Genomic DNA, 17493 nt, shown 5'->3' with positions numbered 1-17493 from the left:
ATGCAAGGCTGACAGTACCGTTTGGGGCGAGGCCCGGTAGTTCGTGAGAACTGCCGGGCCTTTCGCTTGTCCGCTTCAGAGGAAGGGTGTCAGCGGCCGACGCCGTGGTATGCAAAGCCCGCGCTTTCGATCATGGCGCGGGGGTAGACGTTGCGAAGGTCGACGATGATCGGCTGCGTCAGCAGGCTCTTGATCCGGTCAAGGTCGAGCGCGCGGAAGGCGTCCCATTCGGTCGCGATCACCAGCGCGTCGGCACCGTCGACGGCATCATAGGCACCCGAGCAATAGACAACCTTGGGCAGCAGGCTCTTGGCCGACTCCATGCCTTCGGGGTCATAGGCGCGGACGATGGCGCCGGCGTCTTCCAGCGTTTGCGCGATGGCGATGGCGGGGCTGTCGCGCATGTCGTCGGTGTTGGGCTTGAAGGTGAGGCCGAGCAGCGCGACGGTTTTCCCACGTACGTCGCCACCCATTGCGGCGATGACCTTGCGGCCCATGGCGCGCTTGCGGTTGTCGTTGACGGCCACCACCGCCTCGACGATGCGCTGCGGCGCGTCATAATCCTGGCTGGTCTTGAGCAGCGCCAGCGTGTCCTTGGGGAAGCAGGAGCCACCATAGCCCGGACCCGCGTGCAGGAATTTGGCGCCGATGCGGTTGTCGAGGCCGATGCCGCGCGCCACGTCCTGAACGTCCGCGCCGACCTTTTCGCACAGGTCCGCGATCTCGTTGATGAAGGTGATCTTCGTCGCGAGGAAGGCGTTGCCCGCATATTTGGTGAGTTCCGCGCCACGGCGGCTCATTTCGATCAGGGGCGATTTGTTGAGGTAAAGCGGACGATAAACCTGACGCATGACTTCCAGGCCACGCGGATCATCGCCGCCGATGACGATGCGGTCGGGTCGCTTGAAATCATCGATCGCCGCGCCTTCGCGGAGGAATTCGGGGTTGGAGACGACGGCAAATTGCGCGTCGGGATTGGCCTCACGGATGATGCGCTCGACTTCGTCGCCCGTCCCCACAGGAACGGTAGACTTGTCGACGATGACGGTGAACCCCTTGATCGCGTGGGCGATTTCTTCAGCAGCGGCGTATACATAGGACAGGTCGGCATGGCCATCGCCCCGGCGCGAGGGCGTGCCTACGGCGATGAATACGGCATGGGCATTCTCGACGCCTTCGGTGAGATCGGTCGTGAAACGCAGGCGACCTGCAGCGACGTTGCGTGCGACCAGTTCGTCCAGACCCGGTTCGAAGATCGGGATGCGTCCGGCGAGCAGCGCGTCGATCTTGCTCTTGTCCTTGTCGACACAGACGACATCATGTCCGAAATCCGCGAAGCAGGCCCCCGATACCAGGCCGACATAGCCTGAACCAATCATCGTGATGTGCATGGACTAGACCTCGATATTGTTGAGAAATGGTGAGATGGTGCCGAAAGGCGGGCAGAGTGGACGGCAGGACGCCGCGAATCCACAGGAGGATGCAAGTATGACGATAGCGATGCATTCCCCCCGTTGCAGTCTCGCGGTTCCTATATGCCCAAAATGTTGCACTGCAAAATACAGCGAGCGCTCGCTAGCACAAGAGCCATTATGGCTCTAGTTTACCGACCACTTCGGAGCTTGATAATTGTTCAACCGATCGCGATTTTAGGTAGGACTAACGCATGATACGCTTTGCCCTTGCCGCTCTTTTGATGATGGTCCCCGCCTTTGCTGCCCAAGCGCAGCGGGAGGAGGCTGATGTGGCGGCGCAGCCCGCGCCACAACCCAAGTTAGTGCAGGTACGCTTGGATACGAGCGCCGGGCCGATTGTTCTGGCGCTGGATGCCGCTCGTGCGCCGGTCACGACGGCGAATTTCCTGCGATATGTGGACCAGAAGCGGCTTGACGGAACCAGCTTCTATCGCGCGCTCCGCGTAACGGGCCGACCGGAGCTTGGCTTTGTTCAGGGCGGAACGCGCAACGACCCCAAGCGCGTGCTGCCGCCGATCGCGCATGAGCCGACGAGCGTCACTGGCATTACGCATGAGGCCGGAACGATATCGATGGCACGCTACGAACCCGGCAGCGCCAATGGCGACTTCTTCATCACCATGGGCCCGATGCCATCGATGGACGCACAGCCGACAGGCGAGGGTGACATCGCCGGATTCGCGGCGTTTGGGAGCGTGGTGGAGGGCATGGACGTGGTGCAGCGTATCCTCGCCGCGCCGACCTCCCCGACTGAAGGCGAAGGCGTGATGAAGGGGCAGATGCTCAGCCCGACGATCACGATCCTCAACGCGCGGCGCGTGGTACCGGCCAAGTAACGCGGCGGCGGTCTGCGTCACATCGCGCTGAGGCCACCGCTTAAGGAATCATCGCAACCATATCGCAGGCGTGACGTTGCTTGGCGATGGCGATACGATTGTCTGAACTTACCTACGCCGGTATTTCGCTGGCGGCGGTGATATCCATCATCCTGGGCCTGATCATCGCGCTGACCGTGCATTGGGCGGTGTTCGCGCTGGCGAAGAAGATCACGGTTCGCACCCATGGGCGCAATGAGGGCATTCTCTTGCAAGCCGTCCGGCAGCCGACGCGGTGGTTTCTGGTACTCCTGATCGTCGGGTTGGCGTTGCAGCCTTTGACGCTCTCGCCCGCCGTCTCCGCCATCTGGTCGATCGGATCGAAGATGGTGTTCGCGGGCGTGCTGGGCTGGCTGGCGCTTAATATTCTGCGCGCGGGGCGTACCATCGTTGAACTCGACAGTGACATCACGGTCGAGGACAACCTGAAAGCGCGGCGGCGGCATACGCGGGTGCGTATCCTGTATCGCATCGGGCAGGTGCTGATCGGCTTCGTCGCCCTGTCATTGATGCTGATCGCGATTCCAGGCGTGCGGACGATCGGGGTGACGCTGATGGCGTCGGCGGGCCTCGTCGGTCTGGCGGTGGGTGCAGCGGCGCAGCCTGCGCTTAAGAACCTGATCGCGGGTATCCAGATGGCGTTCAGCGAACCGATCCGGCTGGACGATGTCGTCATCGTGGAAGGCGAATGGGGGCGAGTCGAGGACATCACCCTGACTTATGTGGTGCTGAAGCTGTGGGATGACCGCCGGATGGTGGTGCCGGTCGCCTGGTTCCTTGAAAAACCGTTTCAGAACTGGACGTTGCAGAAGAGCGAGCTGCTGGGCACCGTGTTCTTCTATGTCGATCCGCAAGCGGACGTGCAGCGTATTCGCGACAAGTTTGTGGGGGCGACGCAGGCCAATCCGCTGTGGGACAAGCGTGTCGCTATCCTTCAAGTGACGGAGCACAAGGCTGATGCACTCGAATTGAGAGGGCTATTGAGCGCGCGCAATGCGGGTATCGCCTTCGACTTGCGCTGCGAGGTGCGGGAGGCGGTCATGGAGTTTTTGCGCACCGAAATGCCCGAGGCATTGCCCCGAACGCGGCAGCGGCTGGAGCAGGGTGAAGGAGTGAGTGCATTCACCATGGCGCAGTCGGTGAATGGCGGCTCGGATCAGTAGCTTTTCAGGCGCTCCAGCCAGGCGCGGGCTTGCTTGGGTTCGCCGACGGCGCTGGATTTGACCGGGCCGCGGGTCGCCATGAAATCGTGATGGAGCGCGAACGGCTCCATGAAAAGCTGTTCGCGGATCGCATCCAGCTTTTCGCCAAGTTCTTCCAGCGTCTCGATGACGGGCGCGATGGCGGCACGCTCCAGCCGATCCTGGCGATGATCGAACAGACCCCAGGTGCCCGCAGCCGTGCTTTGCAGCGCGGCCTCCAGCGTTTTGCGGTATTCCACCTCAAGATACTGCCGCTGCGCGTCGAGGCGCTCCAGTCTGTCTGCTCTTGCCATGCTGCCTTCTACGGCGGCCATCCGCGCCGTCAATGGGCGACGATGGCCGTCACCATTGCATCTGACGCTTGGGCATGAAGGCCAGCATCATCGTGTAATGATCCGACTCGATCGGTTTGGTGAATTCCACGCCAACCCGGCCGTCCTCCACCCAGCGAGCGACCGCTTCGGCACGCCGGATATGTGGGAGTTCAAAGAGCAACTTCTCGCCAGCCGCTATCGTGCTTTGCGTGCGCCCCATCAGCCCGAGCGGCGAGACATTCACGATCTGAACTTCGTGCACCCCCGACCGGCTGGTAGCTCGCGTTCCGAAGTCCACTAGATCCCGCTGCGCCCGGCGTTGGGTGGCAGCAGAGTCGATTTTGGTAGCCCGCATTGTTTTCGTCACACAACCACCCTTTATATCAACGCGTTGCCTTACAGTAGGCCGATGCATCCTGACGCGATGTGAAGGTCGTTGGTTAACAGGCGTTTCAGCCTTAATCCTTTAGTCTCAATAAGTTGGTAAATTTGGGCTTCAGCAGTCAGGCGATGACGATTCCGTGCTTTTTCGCGCCGAAGCTTACCTTGTCGCCGGGCTGCAAGATATGATTGGGGTCGGAAACGACATCGCCATTCACGCGAATCGCGCCTTCGCCGAGCTTCCGGCGCGCTTCCTTGTTCGACCCGGCAAAGCCCAGTGCGACATTGGCCTGCACTACGTTCAATGCGCCATCGACCAATGCGACCGTGGGGAGGTTGGTATCGCTTGCGCCTTCCTCGAACGTCTTGCGCGCCGTTTCGGCGGCGGCGCTTGCGGCTTCCGGGCTGTGCGCCATGGCCGTCGCGGCGTCGGCGAGGATCTTCTTCGCTTCGTTGATTTCCGCGCCTTCCAGTCTTTCAAGACGGGCGATTTCGGCGAGCGGCAGATCGGTGAACAGCCGCAAGAAGCGCCCGACATCGGCATCCTGTGTGTTCCGCCAGAATTGCCAGTAGTCATAGGCGGGCAGGGCGTCGGCATTGAGCCACACCGCGCCGTTCATGGTCTTGCCCATCTTGCCGCCGTCTGCGGTGGTGATGAGCGGCGTGGTCAGGCCATAGACTTGCGTACCGTCGACGCGGCGCGACAGTTCGATGCCGTTGACGATGTTGCCCCACTGATCCGACCCGCCCATCTGCAACCGGCAGGCGGAGCGGCGCGACAGCTCAAGAAAATCATAGGCTTGCAGGATCATGTAGTTGAATTCGAGGAATGAGAGCGACTGTTCGCGGTCCAGCCGCGTCTTCACAGAATCGAAGCTCAGCATCCGGTTGACGGAGAAGTGCTGGCCGATGTCGCGCAGAAAAGGGATGTATTCGAGTCTGTCGAGCCAGTCGGCATTATCGACCATGATGGCGTCGCTCGGGCCGTCGCCGAAGGTCAGGAACTTCTCGAACACGCGCTTGATACTGGCGACGTTGGACGCAATTGTCTCGGTCGTCATCAGCTTGCGCGCTTCGTCCTTGAAGCTCGGGTCGCCGATCTTGCCGGTGCCGCCGCCCATCAGGACGATGGGCTTATGGCCTGCCTGCTGGAGACGCCTGAGCATCATGATCTGGACGAGGCTGCCGACATGGAGCGAAGGTGCGGTCGGATCGAAACCGATATAGCCCGGCACGATCTCCTTGCTCGCGAGTGAATCAAGGCCCGACGCGTCAGTTAGCTGGTGGATGTAGCCGCGCGTGTCGAGTAAGCGGAGGAGATCGGATGTGTACTGGCTCATAGCGCGGCGCGCTTAGCATGGAGAAGGACGCTTGGGTAGCAGGGTTGCAATTGGGTTGATGTCGGGCACGTCGCGCGATGGCATCGATGCGGCGCTGATCCGCACCGATGGCGAGGGGATGGTGGAGCGGATCGCCTTCCACGGGACGCCCTATGACGAGGGGTTCCGCGTGCGTCTGGCGGAGGCGTGCGCGCGGGCGATGGCGATGAACGATCCCGAGTTCGAGCCGTTGATCGACGCCGTCGAGACGGAGATGACGCAGGCCCATGCCGAAGCGGTGGCGGACCTGCTGGGGCGGAGCGGATGGCAGGCGCAGGATGTCGATGTCATTGGCTTTCACGGACACACTGTCGCGCACAAGCCGGACCTTGGCTGGACGTGGCAGATCGGTGACGCGGACGCACTGGCGGGTGCGTTCGGGATTCCGGTGGTGGCGGATCTGCGCAGTGCGGACGTGGAAGCAGGCGGGCAGGGCGCGCCGCTGATACCTGTTTATCACCGCGCGCTGGCGGCAAAGTTGCCGAAGCCAGTCGCGATCCTCAACCTCGGCGGCGTGGCGAACATCACGTATATCGGGGTGGACGATGCGCTAGTGGCTTTCGACACGGGCATGGCGAGCGGGCTGATCGACAACTGGATGCAGGTGGAGGGGGACAAGCCCATCGACGAAGGAGGTGCGGTCGCCGCGACGGGGCGGGTGGATGAAAGCGTGCTGGCGGGGATGCTGGATCATCCGTTCTTCGACGTGCCGCCGCCCAAGAGCATCGACCGCGAGGACTTCACGGTGCAGCCGGTGCGCGGTCTCTCGCTGGCGGATGGTGCCGCGACGCTGACCGCGTTTACGGCGCATTCGGTGGAGCTGGCGCTGCGGCAATTGCCGGCTCGACCGACGACAATGTATGTCGCGGGCGGCGGACGGCATAACGTGACGCTGATGCAGATGCTGCGCGAGGTGACCGGGATTGCGGTGGAATCTGTCGATATGCTCGGTTGGAACGGCGACAGCGTGGAGGCGGAAGGTTTCGCCTATATGGCGGTGCGCAGCATCATGGGTTTGCCAATCAGCTTTCCGGGAACCACAGGTGTGCCTGAGCCTATGACGGGCGGCGAATTGTTCGAGGTGGACTGAGGGAGCCATCGGTAGGCTCCCTCTCCGTGGTCTTTAATGGCGACGCTGGCGGTCTTGCTTCTGGATCTTGATGCGGCTGCTCAGCGCGTCGAAGCGACGGTCGAGGTCTAAGCGCTCGCGGCGAGACAAGCCATTCGAGCGGCGATAATCCGCTTCCAGCCTTGCGAGATCGCGGAACTGGCCGCGCAGGCGCTGCGCCTCGTTGCGGTTCAATGCGCCATTGCGCACGCCCTGGTCGATCCGACGCTCCAGATTGGCCTGGCGCTGGTTGATGCTCTGCCATGGCGCGGCGCTGGCGGCCATGGGCGTAGCGAGCGTTGCGGTTGCAATCAAGGCGGCGATCAAAGTCTTCGTACTAGCCATTTTGGTACTCCTTCATTGGCCGGTGAACAATGATCCCGGTCTACAAAGGGTCCGTCGCAAGGGTGTGTCAGCCAGCGGATTTAGTGTCGCAAAGTGTATCAGCGCTTACGCGTCAGCTCACGCATGGCGTCGTCAAGGCCCGTAAGCGTGAGAGGGTACATCCGGTCGTTCAGCAGTTGACGGATGATCTGCGTGGACTGGCTATACGTCCAGTGCTGTTCCGCCGTCGGGTTGATCCACACGGTTGCCGGATAGGTGTTGGCTATCCGCTGCATCCAAACCGCGCCAGCCTCCTCGTTGAAATGTTCGACGCTGCCACCGGGATGCGTGATCTCATAGGGGCTCATGGCCGCATCACCGACGAACACGACCTTATAGTCGTGGCCATATTTGTGGAGGATGTCCCACGTCGGGGTCCGCTCCGTGAAACGGCGGCGATTGTCCTTCCACACGCCTTCGTAGAGGCAGTTGTGGAAGTAGAAAAATTCGAGGTTCTTGAATTCGGCTGTCGCGGCGGAAAAGAGTTCCTCGACCAGCGAGATGAACGGGTCCATCGATCCGCCCACATCGAGGAACAGCAACAGCTTGACCGCATTACGGCGTTCGGCGCGCATCCGGATGTCGAGCCAGCCCTGACGAGCCGTGCCGCGAATCGTGGCGTCCAGGTCCAGTTCCTCCGCCGCGCCTTCGCGGGCGAAACGGCGCAGGCGGCGCAACGCAATCTTGATGTTGCGCGTGCCGAGTTCTTTTTCGTTGTCGAGATTACGGAACTCGCGTTGTTCCCACACTTTCAGGGCGCGTTTGTGCGTGCTCTGGCCACCGATGCGGACACCCTCGGGATTGTAGCCGCCATTGCCGTAAGGCGAAGTGCCGCCGGTGCCGATCCACTTGCTGCCGCCCTGATGGCGACCCTGTTGTTCCTCAAGACGCTTTTTGAGCGTCTCCATGATCTCGTCCCAATCGCCCAGCGACTTGATCTTTTCCATTTCTTCGGGGCTGAGATACTTCTCGGCGATGGCGCGCAGCCATTCTTCAGGAATGTCCGCCTGGCCGACGCCATATTCGCCTTCCAACCCCTTGAAGACCTTCGAGAACACCTGATCGAAGCGATCGAACAGCGCTTCGTCCTTCACGAAGGTGGCACGGGCCAGATAGTAGAACTCCTCCGGACGTCGGGCGATCACATCGCGCTCCAGCGCGTCGAGCAGCACCAGATGTTCCTTGACGCCCGCAGGTATTCCGGCGGCGCGCAATTCGTCGAGGAAGGAAAAGAACATGGCGCCGTCTTAGGCGGCAGTAGCCGGGTTGACCAGACTCCGCGCCATCAGGATCTTATTTCAACGCGGTCGCAGTATTCTTCGCAGGGTTGGCACCCTTGCCGCCGATGATCGCGGCGATCTGCTGGGCGTCGGGGAGAGCCTTATATTGTACTGGTGCGCCGCCTGCTTCAGCGCCGTAGCGCGTGAGCCTGTAGCCGCTGCCATCCGCGATGCGGTCGAACCGCAGCAAGCCGCCTGCGTCATCGGTCGGTACCAGCAACGCGCTGGCGGCATCGCGACCGGCGGGCTGAAGCATATCGAAACTGGCGTCGCCGACCGTCACGACACCACGGCGGCACAATGCGTCGGCACCGTCTCGCGGAAATGACGGGGTGGTCAAAGTCGGCCTCGACTGCGCTGCGGATGCACAATCCGCTACTTTCACCAGATTGGCCGCGCGGAGATCATCCGGCGTATCGAAGCGCATCGCCTTCAATATGCCGTCCAGTCCAGCTTCCACGTCCGCCAGCCGGTCGCTTGTCGCCGTCACACGCAGCTTGACGATGAAGTCGCCGGAACGGATGAACGCTGCCGCGAGCACCAATTGCCCCTCGGCAGCGCCGGAATAGATCGTACGCAGGGCCACGCCATCCCGACCGCCAGCGGCCGTCACGTTCTGCGATATGCGCTGCGTAGCGGGGCCGAAACGCTCGATCAGAGCGCGCTCCGTGCCCAATGCCGCGATCGCGGTGTCCGCAAAGCCGGGTTTGTAGATGAAGACGGTTGCCTGCACGACATTGTCTTCCGAAATATATTGCGCGTAGCTGTCCGTGCCCGGACCCTGATCCGAAACTTCGCCCGTCTTGACGATCGTCAGGCTACCGGCCTGCTGAGGCAGGGATATGCCCGCAGCGCGCGCATGGACGGTGTCAGCAGCCGTAGTCCAGTTGTCGGTTTCCTCAGCTTGCGCGACCGCCGGGGCGGCGAGGCAAAGTGCGAGAGCAAAAAGCGAAAGGCGCATGGAATATCCTCATCCGGTGCCTTCTTTTTGAGGCTTTGTCGCTGGGGAAGATCACATGAGTCGCATGATCGCGCAAGCGCTGATTTGGCTAGGCGACGGGCGGTATCTGCTCGGGATGCTGCGGAAGGCCGGAATCGAAATGCGCCCAATGCGGCGCGGCGCTCGTCCAGATGACGGCCTGCGGGCCAAGCAGGTCCGGATCGTCAAGCGCGCCGGCACGGATGAAGGTCAAATGCGGGCGGCTTTCCGCAATGCTGAACAGAGGTGTACCGCATGTGGGGCAAAAGCCGCGCTTCATCGCATTGCCGCTGTCCGCAACACTCTCATGCCAGCGGACTTCGCCAGTGGTAGTGACCTTGTCGGCGGGGAAGCAGACGTTGACGGTACCGCTGCCGCCGCCGAGATATTGGCAAAGGCGGCACCAGCACATGCGCGCGGCCATCGGCTCCGCGTCGATCGATATCCGGACTGCACCACATAGACAGCCGCCGCCATGCGCCATGTTCTTATTCCTCTATCCGTTGTCCTGAGCGTAGCGCGTTGCGGTTTCGCGGATCAAGGCAATCATGTTCGGGATGCCCTGCGTCCGGTTGGAGCTTAGCTGATTGCGCAGGTCGAACGGGGCGAGCGCCTCGGCAATGTCGGCCTGCGCGATTGTCGAGGCGGGCCGGTCCTGCACAGTCGTGAGGACGAGCGCGATGATGCCCTTGGTGATGGCGGCATTGCTGTCCGCTAGGAAATGCAGCGTGCCGTCCTCGCGCGCCACCGGATACACCCAGACGGAGGCGGAGCATCCGCGCACCATGGTCGCGTCGGTTTTGAGGGGGGCAGGCATCTCTTCCAGTTGCTTGCCGAGGTCGATCAGCAGCCGGTAGCGATCGTCGGCGTCAAGGAATTCATATTCTTCGAGCAGGTCGTCTAACTTGGGAAGAGTCTGGGTCATGCCTGGGATATAGGGGAAAAAGGCGGGCTGGGAAGCGGCGGGGCAAAAAGTGAATCGGATTTACAGGTCCACCCCTGCGGCGATCGCTTCGAGCTTGCGAATGCGTTCCTTAAGATCCGCGACTTCGATCCGGCTGCCGACCGAGGCGGTGGCGGATTCCCCGTCATTGCGCTGAGGCTCAGGGCGCAGCAGTTCCGCGCGCTTGAGGTCCAGCCAGCCGTTCCAGCCCCTCAGGGCCGTCATGGCGACGATGGCGATTGCGGACAGGCCGCTCATCGCAATCGTCAGGTAGATGAGTGGGTCTTGCATCGTGCTTTTCCCTTTTGTTTGGCACTGCCCGTGCAGGGGCAATGCCGTTATCCCTGTCGTTTGATTCAATTCAGCGGAGCGTCGCGCAGTTTTTCGATTTCGTCGGACAGTGCCACGCCCTTGTCTGTGATGATCCGCTCCAGCACCCTCACTCGCTGTTCCAGCCGTTCGGTGTGGGCTGCATATTGGGCGGTCGTCTCGGCAGTCTGCTGGGACTGCGCCTCCAACTGCCGTTCCTTGAGGGTGAGCCAGCTACGGAAACCCTTTACGCCGATGGCAGCAAGTGGGATCAGCACCCAGATCCATGTCGCAATCATGATGATGTCCTCTTTACTTGCGGTCGTTTGCAGGCCCGTCATAGGCAGGGCGCAACTTTTCGACCAGCGACGGATGGTGTCGACAGACGGTGATCTACCTAGCGCTTAGCGCAGGCTGTCGATCTCGTTCGCGAGGCGCGTGTTGCGGCTGGTGTAGTAGACTTCGATGTCGGCCAGCCGGCGGTCGATGTCGCGAAACTTGGAGCGCACGTCGCGGGTGCTGCGGGCGGGATTGCTGCGGACGCCCTGCCAGAATTTCGCGTCTTCCTTGTCGGAATACAGCCCCGCGGGCTTTTTGTCGGCCAGCCAGACGGCCACACCATAAGCGATCAGCGTCCACGGGAAAGCGCCCATCAGGGTCACCAGCACGGCGCCCACACGCACCCAGATCACGTCGATCCCGGTATAGTCTGCGATGCCGGCGCACACGCCGCTCCATTTCGCGTTCTGCTTGTCGAGGTAGAATTTCGTTCTGCGAGCGGTCATGTCAGTTTCTCCGGTCGAAGCTGTAGTCGTCGTCGGCTGCCGGCCGAGCGGGACGGAAATCGGGGTTGTCGGCGGCGATGATGCGCTCGATCGTGGCGAGGCGGTCGTCCAGGCGGCGGGCCGTCTCGTGCATCTGGTCGAGCATCGCTTCATCTTCGTTGGTGAGTGTCGCGGATGTCTTCCACTTGGTGATGTAGTGGAAGATCACCCACGGCAGGCCGAGGAACAGGATGCCAACGATGATGATGGGCAGGAATACGTCCTCCATCGGATCAGCCTTCCCTGTTCTGCTGCGCGGCCTTCATCGCGGCGAGTTCGGCTTCGACCTTCTCGTCGGACTTGAGCGCGGCGATCTCTTCCTCAAGCGTCGGCGGCGTGCCGCCCAGGTTCATCGCGTCCGCGCGGCCCTCGGCGAAGTCGACACGCTGTTCCAGGATGTCGAAGCGGGCGAAGGCGTCCTGCACCTTTTCACCGGCATACATTTCGCGAACCTTCAGGCGCGTTTCGGCGCTTTCCATGCGCGTGGCGAGGCTGGTCTGGCGAGCGCGGGCTTCGCGCAGCTTGGCTTGGAGCTTCGCGATATCTTCTTCCGAAGCGCTGAGCGAGTCATCGAGAACGGTGATCTCGGACTTAAGCTGGTCGGCCATGTCTGCGGCCTTCTGCTTCTCGACCAATGCCGCCTTGGCAAGGTCTTCGCGGCCCTTGGAAAGCGCGAGCTGCGCCTTTTCGGTCCAGCTTTCCTGCAAGCCTTCCAGCTTGCTGATGTGGCGGCGCATTTCCTTCTGATCCGCGATCGTGCGAGCAGCGCCGGCGCGGACTTCGACCAGCGTTTCCTGCATTTCCATGATGATCATGCGGATCATCTTCGCGGGATCTTCGGCCTTGTCGAGCAAGTCAGTGACGTTGGCGGCAATGATGTCGCGAGTTCGGGAAAAAATGCCCATTTTGTTATACTCCTGAAGAATGGCTCGTGGGGTGCCGGGGCGGACTTGGGGGCTTGTCCGCCCCGGCTGGGGTAAAGTCGCTTATGCCAGATAGCGGACGACTTCGGGGCTCTTTTCAGAAGCCATGCTGTGTACCGACCCGCCGGTTTCGTTGGCGCGGGCGGGGCCGACGGCGCTCAGGACCATAGTGGACCCGAAAAGGACGGCGCAGATGGCAACCGAGATATGCTGGCTGATTTGCTTGATATTGAACATTGTAGGTCTCCCTGAAACTTGGCCTTCATGTGGTCCCGCCGGTTTACTTGGCGAGTTGCCAGTAACTTTGCAGGAGGCGTGCCAGTTTTCAGGAATGGCGGATTTCCGCGCATTTTGCGGCGTTCACACGGCCAGTTGGTATATTTCGCTTGCGAGATGTTGGGAATTTTCGCCATAGTTTGGGAATGGAGCAGAATACGCAGTTTATCGGCCAGTCCTTCGCCTTTTTGGACGCGGTGGAGCAGGCGGAACGTGCAGCGGAACTCAATCGTCCGGTGCTGGTGATTGGCGAACGGGGAACGGGCAAGGAACTGATCGCCGAGCGATTGCACCGGCTTTCGCCTCGCTGGGGCGAGGTGTTGATAACCATGAACTGCGCGGCTTTGCCCGAAACGCTGATCGAGGCGGAACTCTTCGGTCATGAGGCGGGCGCGTTTACCGGGGCCACGCGGGTAAGGGCAGGGCGGTTCGAGGAGGCGCATGGCGGCACGCTGTTCCTGGACGAATTGGGCACGCTTTCCATGGCAGCGCAGGAGCGTCTGTTGCGGGTAGTGGAATATGGGGAGGTGACGCGGATCGGTGCGTCACGCCCGGTGCAGGTCGATGTGCGGATCGTAGCGGCGACGAACGAGGATTTGCCGCTGGCGGCGGAAGAGGGCCGGTTCCGGGCGGATCTTCTCGACCGGCTCTCGTTCGAAGTCATCACCCTGCCGCCGTTGCGCGCGCGCGAGGGCGACGTCCGCGTGCTGACCGATCATTTCGGGCGGCGGATGGCGGCGGAGATCGGCTGGCCGCAATGGCCGGGCTTTGGGGCGGCGGCGATGGCGGAGCTGGAGGCGTATCGCTGGCCGGGGAATGTCCGCGAACTTCGTAACGTGATCGAGCGGGCGGTCTATCGCTGGGATGAGCCTGCGCGGCCGATCGACAGGATCGTGTTCGATCCGTTTGGGTCGCCATGGCGGCCCGTCCCGATGCCGAAGGCTACGGTGAACCAGACGCATGTTTCCCGCACGGAAAACTCGCATCAACGGCCTGTGGCTCCGGCGGTCGCGGCATATGAGGACGTGGCGGATTTGAAGGCGGCAATGGATGCGCATGAGGTGGCGATCCTGCGCGGCGCACTGTCGCGATACCGGTTTAACCAGCGGGCTACGGCCAAGGGACTGAGCCTTAGCTACGATCAATTGCGGCACTGCCTGAAGAAGCATGGACTTCTAGCGGCAACGGCGGAGAGCGAGACCTGATAAATAGTTGCCACTACTTATGAGAACGATTCGCAATACTCTATTTGCCTTGAAATATATCGGTCGGACAACGATTAGGACTGTGAACCTACTTCCCGGTGCCGCGTTGGCCGCGTGAACTGGTTTCCCGAATTTCCGAGGAGAATCCCATGGCTTTCGAACTTCCCCCGCTGCCTTACGCGAAAGACGCTTTCGGCGACCTGATCTCGGCTGAGACTTTCGATTATCACCATGGCAAGCATCACAATGCCTATGTTGTGAAGGCCAATGAACTCATCGCCGCCGACCCGGCCTTGCAGGGGAAGTCGCTGACGGACCTCATCAAGCAGACCGCGACGGCAGGCCCCAAGGGTCTGTTCAACCAGGTTGGCCAGATCTGGAACCACAGCTTCTATTGGCTGGGCCTCTCGCCCGAGAAGCAGGAGCCGACTGGCGAGTTGCTGAACCTCATCAACGAAGGCTTCGGTTCGGTCGATGCGCTGCTGGAAAAGCTGAAGGCGGAGGCTGTGGGCCACTTCGCCAGCGGTTGGGCTGCACTGAACCTGAAGGACGGCAAGCTCGAAGTGACGTCCTATCACGATGCTGACACGCCGATCGCGCATGACGCGACGCCGCTGTTCATCCTCGACGTGTGGGAGCATGCCTATTATGTCGATTACCGCAATGCGCGGCCGAACTATGCCGACGCGATCCTGAAGAACGCGGTGAACTGGGAATTTGTGGCGCAGAACCTGGACGGCAAGGGTGCCGAGCGGGCGAATCAGCCGGGCTGATCTGCCGTCAACTTCAGTTCCATGAAAGGGCATCGCCATTGAGTTGGCGGTGCCTTTTTTTGCTGGCTTGGGTGCGGTTCAGCCCTGCGGCGGGGTGGTTTCGCCGACTTCGTCGCTGTCGAGCTTTTCACCGATGGACAGGCCATGCCGCATCAGCATCGGGATGTTGGCAGCGGCGAACAGGAAAGATATGGCGGTGACGCCCCACACCTTTACGGAGAGCCACGCGTCGAAGCTGAGCAGCGCGCGCAGGGCTTCGTTCAGCAGAGCCATGAACACGAAGAAGAACGCCCAGTTGCGCGACAGCTTGCGCCAGCCTTCTTCCGACAGGCCATCATAGGCGGCCTGTAGCAGATATTTGAGCAGCGGCTTGCCACGCGCGAGGCCGCCGAACAGCATCAGCGCGAAGAAGGTGTAGATGATCGTCGGCTTGATCTGAATGAAGCGCTGGTCGTGGAAATAGATGGTGAGCGATCCGAAGAACAAGACGAGGATCGCGGAGAGCCAGAGCATCGGTGATACCTTGCCGAGCTTCACCTTCGACACGATCACGGCGACTGCGATGGCTGCCATGAAGATGCCGGTGCCCATGATGACGCCCGCGAACTTATACGCGAGGAAGAACGCTAGCAGCGGGCCGAAATCCAGAAGCAGGCTGAGCGTGCCATTGTGCCTGGACTGAGTGGGTGTAGCGGACTTATCGGGCATAGGCGGTTCCAGCGATAGCGCGCGCCATGTCCGCGGGGTCGAAGGGGCGCAAGTCCTCGATCTTTTCGCCGACACCGATGGCGTGGATGGGCAGGCGATATTTCTCCGCCGCCGCGACGAGGACGCCGCCGCGCGCGGTGCCGTCGAGTTTCGTCATGACGAGGCCGGTGACGGCGGCGACATCCTGGAACACTTCGATCTGGCTCAGCGCGTTCTGGCCGGTCGTCGCGTCGAGGACGAGGACGACATCATGCGGCGACGCGGGATTGATGCGGCCAAGGACGCGGCGGATCTTGGCGAGTTCGTCCATCAACTCGCGCTTGTTCTGGAGGCGGCCCGCAGTGTCGACGATCAGGACGTCGATGCCGGTTTCGGTGGCCTGTTTTACGGCTTCGAACACGATCCCCGCCGCGTCGCCGCCTTCCTTTCCGGAGACGATCGGGATGCCGAGGCGGTCGGCCCAGACCTTCAGTTGACCGATCGCAGCGGCGCGGAAGGTGTCGCCCGCCGCCAGCATCACGCCGTAATCCTGTTCGAGGAACAGGTTGGCCATCTTGGCGATCGTGGTGGTCTTGCCGGAGCCATTGACGCCGATGACAAGGATGACCTGCGGGCGGGGAAAGGCTTCGATCTCCAGCGGCTTGGCGACCGGGGTCAGCACCTTCTCGATTTCCTCCGCAATGATCTCGCGCAGATATTCCTCGGTCAGTTCCTTGTTGAAGCGGCCTTCGGACAGGCGCTCACGGATGCGGCCTGCCATGGCAGGGCCAAGGTCGGACACGATCAGCGCTTCCTCGATCTCGTCGAGCGTCTGCTCGTCGAGCGCGGCGCGCGTGAACAGGCCGGTCAGATTGTCGCCAAGGCGATCGGATGTGCGCTTCAGGCCGCCGAACAGGCGATCGCGCCAGCTAGTTTCGCTCATGCGAAGCCTCTTGTGCGATCAGGCGGCCATTCTCAAGCGCCGTGATGTTAACGCGGCGTATTTCACCGGGCGTTGCGGGCTGGGTGAGGGCGACGGGTGCGAAGTTTTCGGCATGTCCTGCGGTGCCGCTGCGTTCGACGAGCACGTCTTGCTGCGTGCCGATGAGGGTTTGTAGCCATGTGGTTCGCTGCTCCGCGCACGCCTCACGCAGCCGGGCGGCGCGGGCCTTGATCGTCGGCGCGTCGACTTGCGGCATCCGGGCGGCGGGCGTTCCGGCGCGGGGGGAGTAGGGGAAGATGTGGCCGTGGACGACCCTGCAATCCTCGATGAGGGCGAGGCTGTTGGCGAACATCGCGTCGGTCTCGGTGGGAAAGCCTGCGATGATATCCGCGCCGATCGCTACGTCCGGGCGCCTGGCGTGGATGCGATCGACCATCGCCACTGCATCGGCGCGGGTATGGCGGCGCTTCATGCGCTTGAGGATCATGTCGTCGCCCGCTTGAAGTGAAAGATGAAGGTGAGGCATCAGGCGCGGTTCGCCGGTGATGAAGTCGAACAGGCGGTCGTCTATCTCCACGCTGTCCAGGGAGGACAGGCGCAAGCGGGGCAGGGCAGGGACTTGCTTCAGGATGCGCTCGACCAGCAGGCCAAGGCTGGGATTGCCGGGAAGGTCGGGGCCGTAGCTGGTGACATCCACGCCTGTCAGCACGACCTCGCGATAGCCGCCGTCCACCAGAGCCTTGATCTTGTCGATCACCGCGCCCGCGGGCACCGAGCGACTGTTGCCGCGGCCGAAGGGGATGATGCAGAAGGTGCAGCGGTGGTCGCAGCCGTTCTGCACTTCGATGAAGCCACGCACCCGGTCGGCAAAGCCGCTCACCATATGCGGCGCGGTTTCGCGGACAGCCATGATGTCGGAGACCTGCACGCGATCGCCCGTCGGCGCGAAGGCGGCGGCATCGTATTTCTGGGTGTTGCCGATGACGCGCTCGACTTCGGGCATGGCGGCGAACATGGCGGGGTCGGTCTGCGCCGCGCAGCCGGTGACGATGATGCGCGCGTCGGGCCGGTCGCGACGGGCACGGCGGATCGCCTGGCGCGTCTGGCGGACGGCCTCGCCCGTGACCGCGCAGCTGTTGACGATCACCAGATCATCCTGTGCGCCCGCAAGCTGCCGCATCGTCTCGCTCTCGGCGATGTTGAGGCGGCAACCCATGGTGATGAGTTGTGGCC

Annotated in this window: 23 protein-coding genes; 5 read left to right on the top strand and 18 right to left on the bottom strand. The window is 62.1% G+C overall.

What is annotated here, in order from left to right; genetic code table 11:
* Nucleotides 1–89: 89 nt before the first annotated feature.
* The gene (locus C1T17_RS14430; protein ID WP_104954042.1) at nt 90–1391 is read right to left on the bottom strand and encodes a UDP-glucose dehydrogenase family protein; all 1302 of its coding nucleotides are present in this window, start codon (nt 1389–1391) and stop codon (nt 90–92) included.
* Nucleotides 1392–1666: 275 nt separating this feature from the next.
* Here C1T17_RS14430 and C1T17_RS14425 point away from each other — a divergent pair, with 275 nt between their 5' ends.
* Nucleotides 1667–2311 (top strand): peptidylprolyl isomerase, encoded by a 645-nt coding sequence (locus C1T17_RS14425; RefSeq protein ID WP_104954041.1) that lies wholly within the window; start codon nt 1667–1669, stop codon nt 2309–2311.
* Between the two features lie 86 nt (nt 2312–2397).
* Nucleotides 2398–3513: a mechanosensitive ion channel family protein gene (locus C1T17_RS14420; protein ID WP_104954040.1), complete on the top strand. Its 1116-nt coding sequence runs from the start codon at nt 2398–2400 to the stop codon at nt 3511–3513.
* Here the strand turns inward: C1T17_RS14420 and C1T17_RS14415 are convergent.
* From C1T17_RS14415 to tyrS, 3 genes are all read right to left on the bottom strand, one after another.
* Nucleotides 3507–3845: a hypothetical protein gene (locus C1T17_RS14415; protein WP_104955248.1), complete on the bottom strand. Its 339-nt coding sequence runs from the start codon at nt 3843–3845 to the stop codon at nt 3507–3509. The genes C1T17_RS14420 and C1T17_RS14415 overlap by 7 nt on opposite strands.
* A gap of 49 nt (nt 3846–3894) precedes the next feature.
* Nucleotides 3895–4221 (bottom strand): PilZ domain-containing protein, encoded by a 327-nt coding sequence (locus tag C1T17_RS14410; protein ID WP_189338359.1) that lies wholly within the window; start codon nt 4219–4221, stop codon nt 3895–3897.
* 148 nt (nt 4222–4369) lie between these two features.
* Entirely contained in the window at nt 4370–5587 is a 1218-nt protein-coding gene (tyrS, locus tag C1T17_RS14405; RefSeq protein ID WP_104954038.1) for a tyrosine--tRNA ligase, read from the bottom strand.
* Nucleotides 5588–5618: 31 nt separating this feature from the next.
* Between tyrS and C1T17_RS14400 the strand changes: the two genes are divergently transcribed.
* Nucleotides 5619–6716, top strand: coding sequence for an anhydro-N-acetylmuramic acid kinase (locus C1T17_RS14400; protein ID WP_262982703.1), 1098 nt, complete (start codon nt 5619–5621; stop codon nt 6714–6716).
* A gap of 33 nt (nt 6717–6749) precedes the next feature.
* Here the strand turns inward: C1T17_RS14400 and C1T17_RS14395 are convergent, their stop codons facing one another.
* The 11 genes from C1T17_RS14395 to C1T17_RS21355 form a co-directional block, all read right to left on the bottom strand.
* Nucleotides 6750–7079 (bottom strand): hypothetical protein, encoded by a 330-nt coding sequence (locus C1T17_RS14395; RefSeq protein ID WP_223262620.1) that lies wholly within the window; start codon nt 7077–7079, stop codon nt 6750–6752.
* 98 nt (nt 7080–7177) lie between these two features.
* Entirely contained in the window at nt 7178–8356 is a 1179-nt protein-coding gene (locus C1T17_RS14390; protein ID WP_104954036.1) for a vWA domain-containing protein, read from the bottom strand.
* 55 nt (nt 8357–8411) lie between these two features.
* Nucleotides 8412–9359 carry a hypothetical protein gene (locus tag C1T17_RS14385; protein ID WP_104954035.1) on the bottom strand — a complete coding sequence of 316 codons (948 nt, stop codon included), beginning with the start codon at nt 9357–9359 and terminating at the stop codon, nt 8412–8414.
* An 88-nt stretch (nt 9360–9447) separates the two neighbouring features.
* Complete coding sequence (locus C1T17_RS14380) at nt 9448–9861, bottom strand: GFA family protein (RefSeq protein WP_104954034.1); 414 nt, start codon at nt 9859–9861, stop codon at nt 9448–9450.
* Nucleotides 9862–9873: 12 nt separating this feature from the next.
* On the bottom strand, nt 9874–10302 hold the full coding sequence (locus C1T17_RS14375; protein WP_104954033.1) for a SufE family protein: 429 nt from the start codon (nt 10300–10302) through the stop codon (nt 9874–9876).
* A 60-nt stretch (nt 10303–10362) separates the two neighbouring features.
* Nucleotides 10363–10611 (bottom strand): hypothetical protein, encoded by a 249-nt coding sequence (locus tag C1T17_RS14370; RefSeq protein WP_104954032.1) that lies wholly within the window; start codon nt 10609–10611, stop codon nt 10363–10365.
* A 65-nt stretch (nt 10612–10676) separates the two neighbouring features.
* Nucleotides 10677–10928: a hypothetical protein gene (locus C1T17_RS14365; protein ID WP_104955246.1), complete on the bottom strand. Its 252-nt coding sequence runs from the start codon at nt 10926–10928 to the stop codon at nt 10677–10679.
* Nucleotides 10929–11033: 105 nt separating this feature from the next.
* Nucleotides 11034–11414, bottom strand: a complete 381-nt coding sequence (pspC, locus tag C1T17_RS14360) for an envelope stress response membrane protein PspC (RefSeq protein ID WP_104954031.1) — start codon at nt 11412–11414, stop codon at nt 11034–11036.
* Between the two features lies 1 nt (nt 11415).
* Nucleotides 11416–11682 (bottom strand): envelope stress response membrane protein PspB, encoded by a 267-nt coding sequence (gene pspB, locus C1T17_RS14355; RefSeq protein WP_104954030.1) that lies wholly within the window; start codon nt 11680–11682, stop codon nt 11416–11418.
* A gap of 4 nt (nt 11683–11686) precedes the next feature.
* Nucleotides 11687–12358: a phage shock protein PspA gene (gene pspA / locus C1T17_RS14350; RefSeq protein ID WP_104954029.1), complete on the bottom strand. Its 672-nt coding sequence runs from the start codon at nt 12356–12358 to the stop codon at nt 11687–11689.
* Between the two features lie 81 nt (nt 12359–12439).
* Entirely contained in the window at nt 12440–12613 is a 174-nt protein-coding gene (locus tag C1T17_RS21355; protein ID WP_189338358.1) for a hypothetical protein, read from the bottom strand.
* Nucleotides 12614–12798: 185 nt separating this feature from the next.
* Here C1T17_RS21355 and pspF point away from each other — a divergent pair, with 185 nt between their 5' ends.
* Both pspF and C1T17_RS14340 read left to right on the top strand, forming a co-directional pair.
* Entirely contained in the window at nt 12799–13857 is a 1059-nt protein-coding gene (pspF, locus tag C1T17_RS14345; RefSeq protein ID WP_104954028.1) for a phage shock protein operon transcriptional activator, read from the top strand.
* Nucleotides 13858–14006: 149 nt separating this feature from the next.
* Complete coding sequence (locus C1T17_RS14340) at nt 14007–14630, top strand: superoxide dismutase (protein WP_104954027.1); 624 nt, start codon at nt 14007–14009, stop codon at nt 14628–14630.
* A 78-nt stretch (nt 14631–14708) separates the two neighbouring features.
* Here C1T17_RS14340 and ispZ read toward each other — a convergent pair whose 3' ends face one another.
* The 3 genes from ispZ to mtaB are packed head-to-tail and all read right to left on the bottom strand — an operon-like array spanning nt 14709 to nt 17476.
* Nucleotides 14709–15338: a septation protein IspZ gene (ispZ, locus tag C1T17_RS14335; RefSeq protein ID WP_104954026.1), complete on the bottom strand. Its 630-nt coding sequence runs from the start codon at nt 15336–15338 to the stop codon at nt 14709–14711.
* The gene (gene ftsY, locus C1T17_RS14330; RefSeq protein ID WP_104954025.1) at nt 15328–16260 is read right to left on the bottom strand and encodes a signal recognition particle-docking protein FtsY; all 933 of its coding nucleotides are present in this window, start codon (nt 16258–16260) and stop codon (nt 15328–15330) included. Before ftsY ends, ispZ begins: the two co-directional genes overlap by 11 nt.
* The gene (mtaB, locus tag C1T17_RS14325; RefSeq protein WP_104955245.1) at nt 16247–17476 is read right to left on the bottom strand and encodes a tRNA (N(6)-L-threonylcarbamoyladenosine(37)-C(2))-methylthiotransferase MtaB; all 1230 of its coding nucleotides are present in this window, start codon (nt 17474–17476) and stop codon (nt 16247–16249) included. The genes ftsY and mtaB overlap by 14 nt, the downstream gene beginning before the upstream one ends.
* Nucleotides 17477–17493: the final 17 nt, after the last annotated feature.

The sequence above is a fragment of the Sphingobium sp. SCG-1 genome, assembly GCF_002953135.1.
In the GTDB taxonomy this organism is placed as follows: domain Bacteria; phylum Pseudomonadota; class Alphaproteobacteria; order Sphingomonadales; family Sphingomonadaceae; genus Sphingobium.
This window is presented reverse-complemented; position numbering and strand designations above follow the sequence as displayed.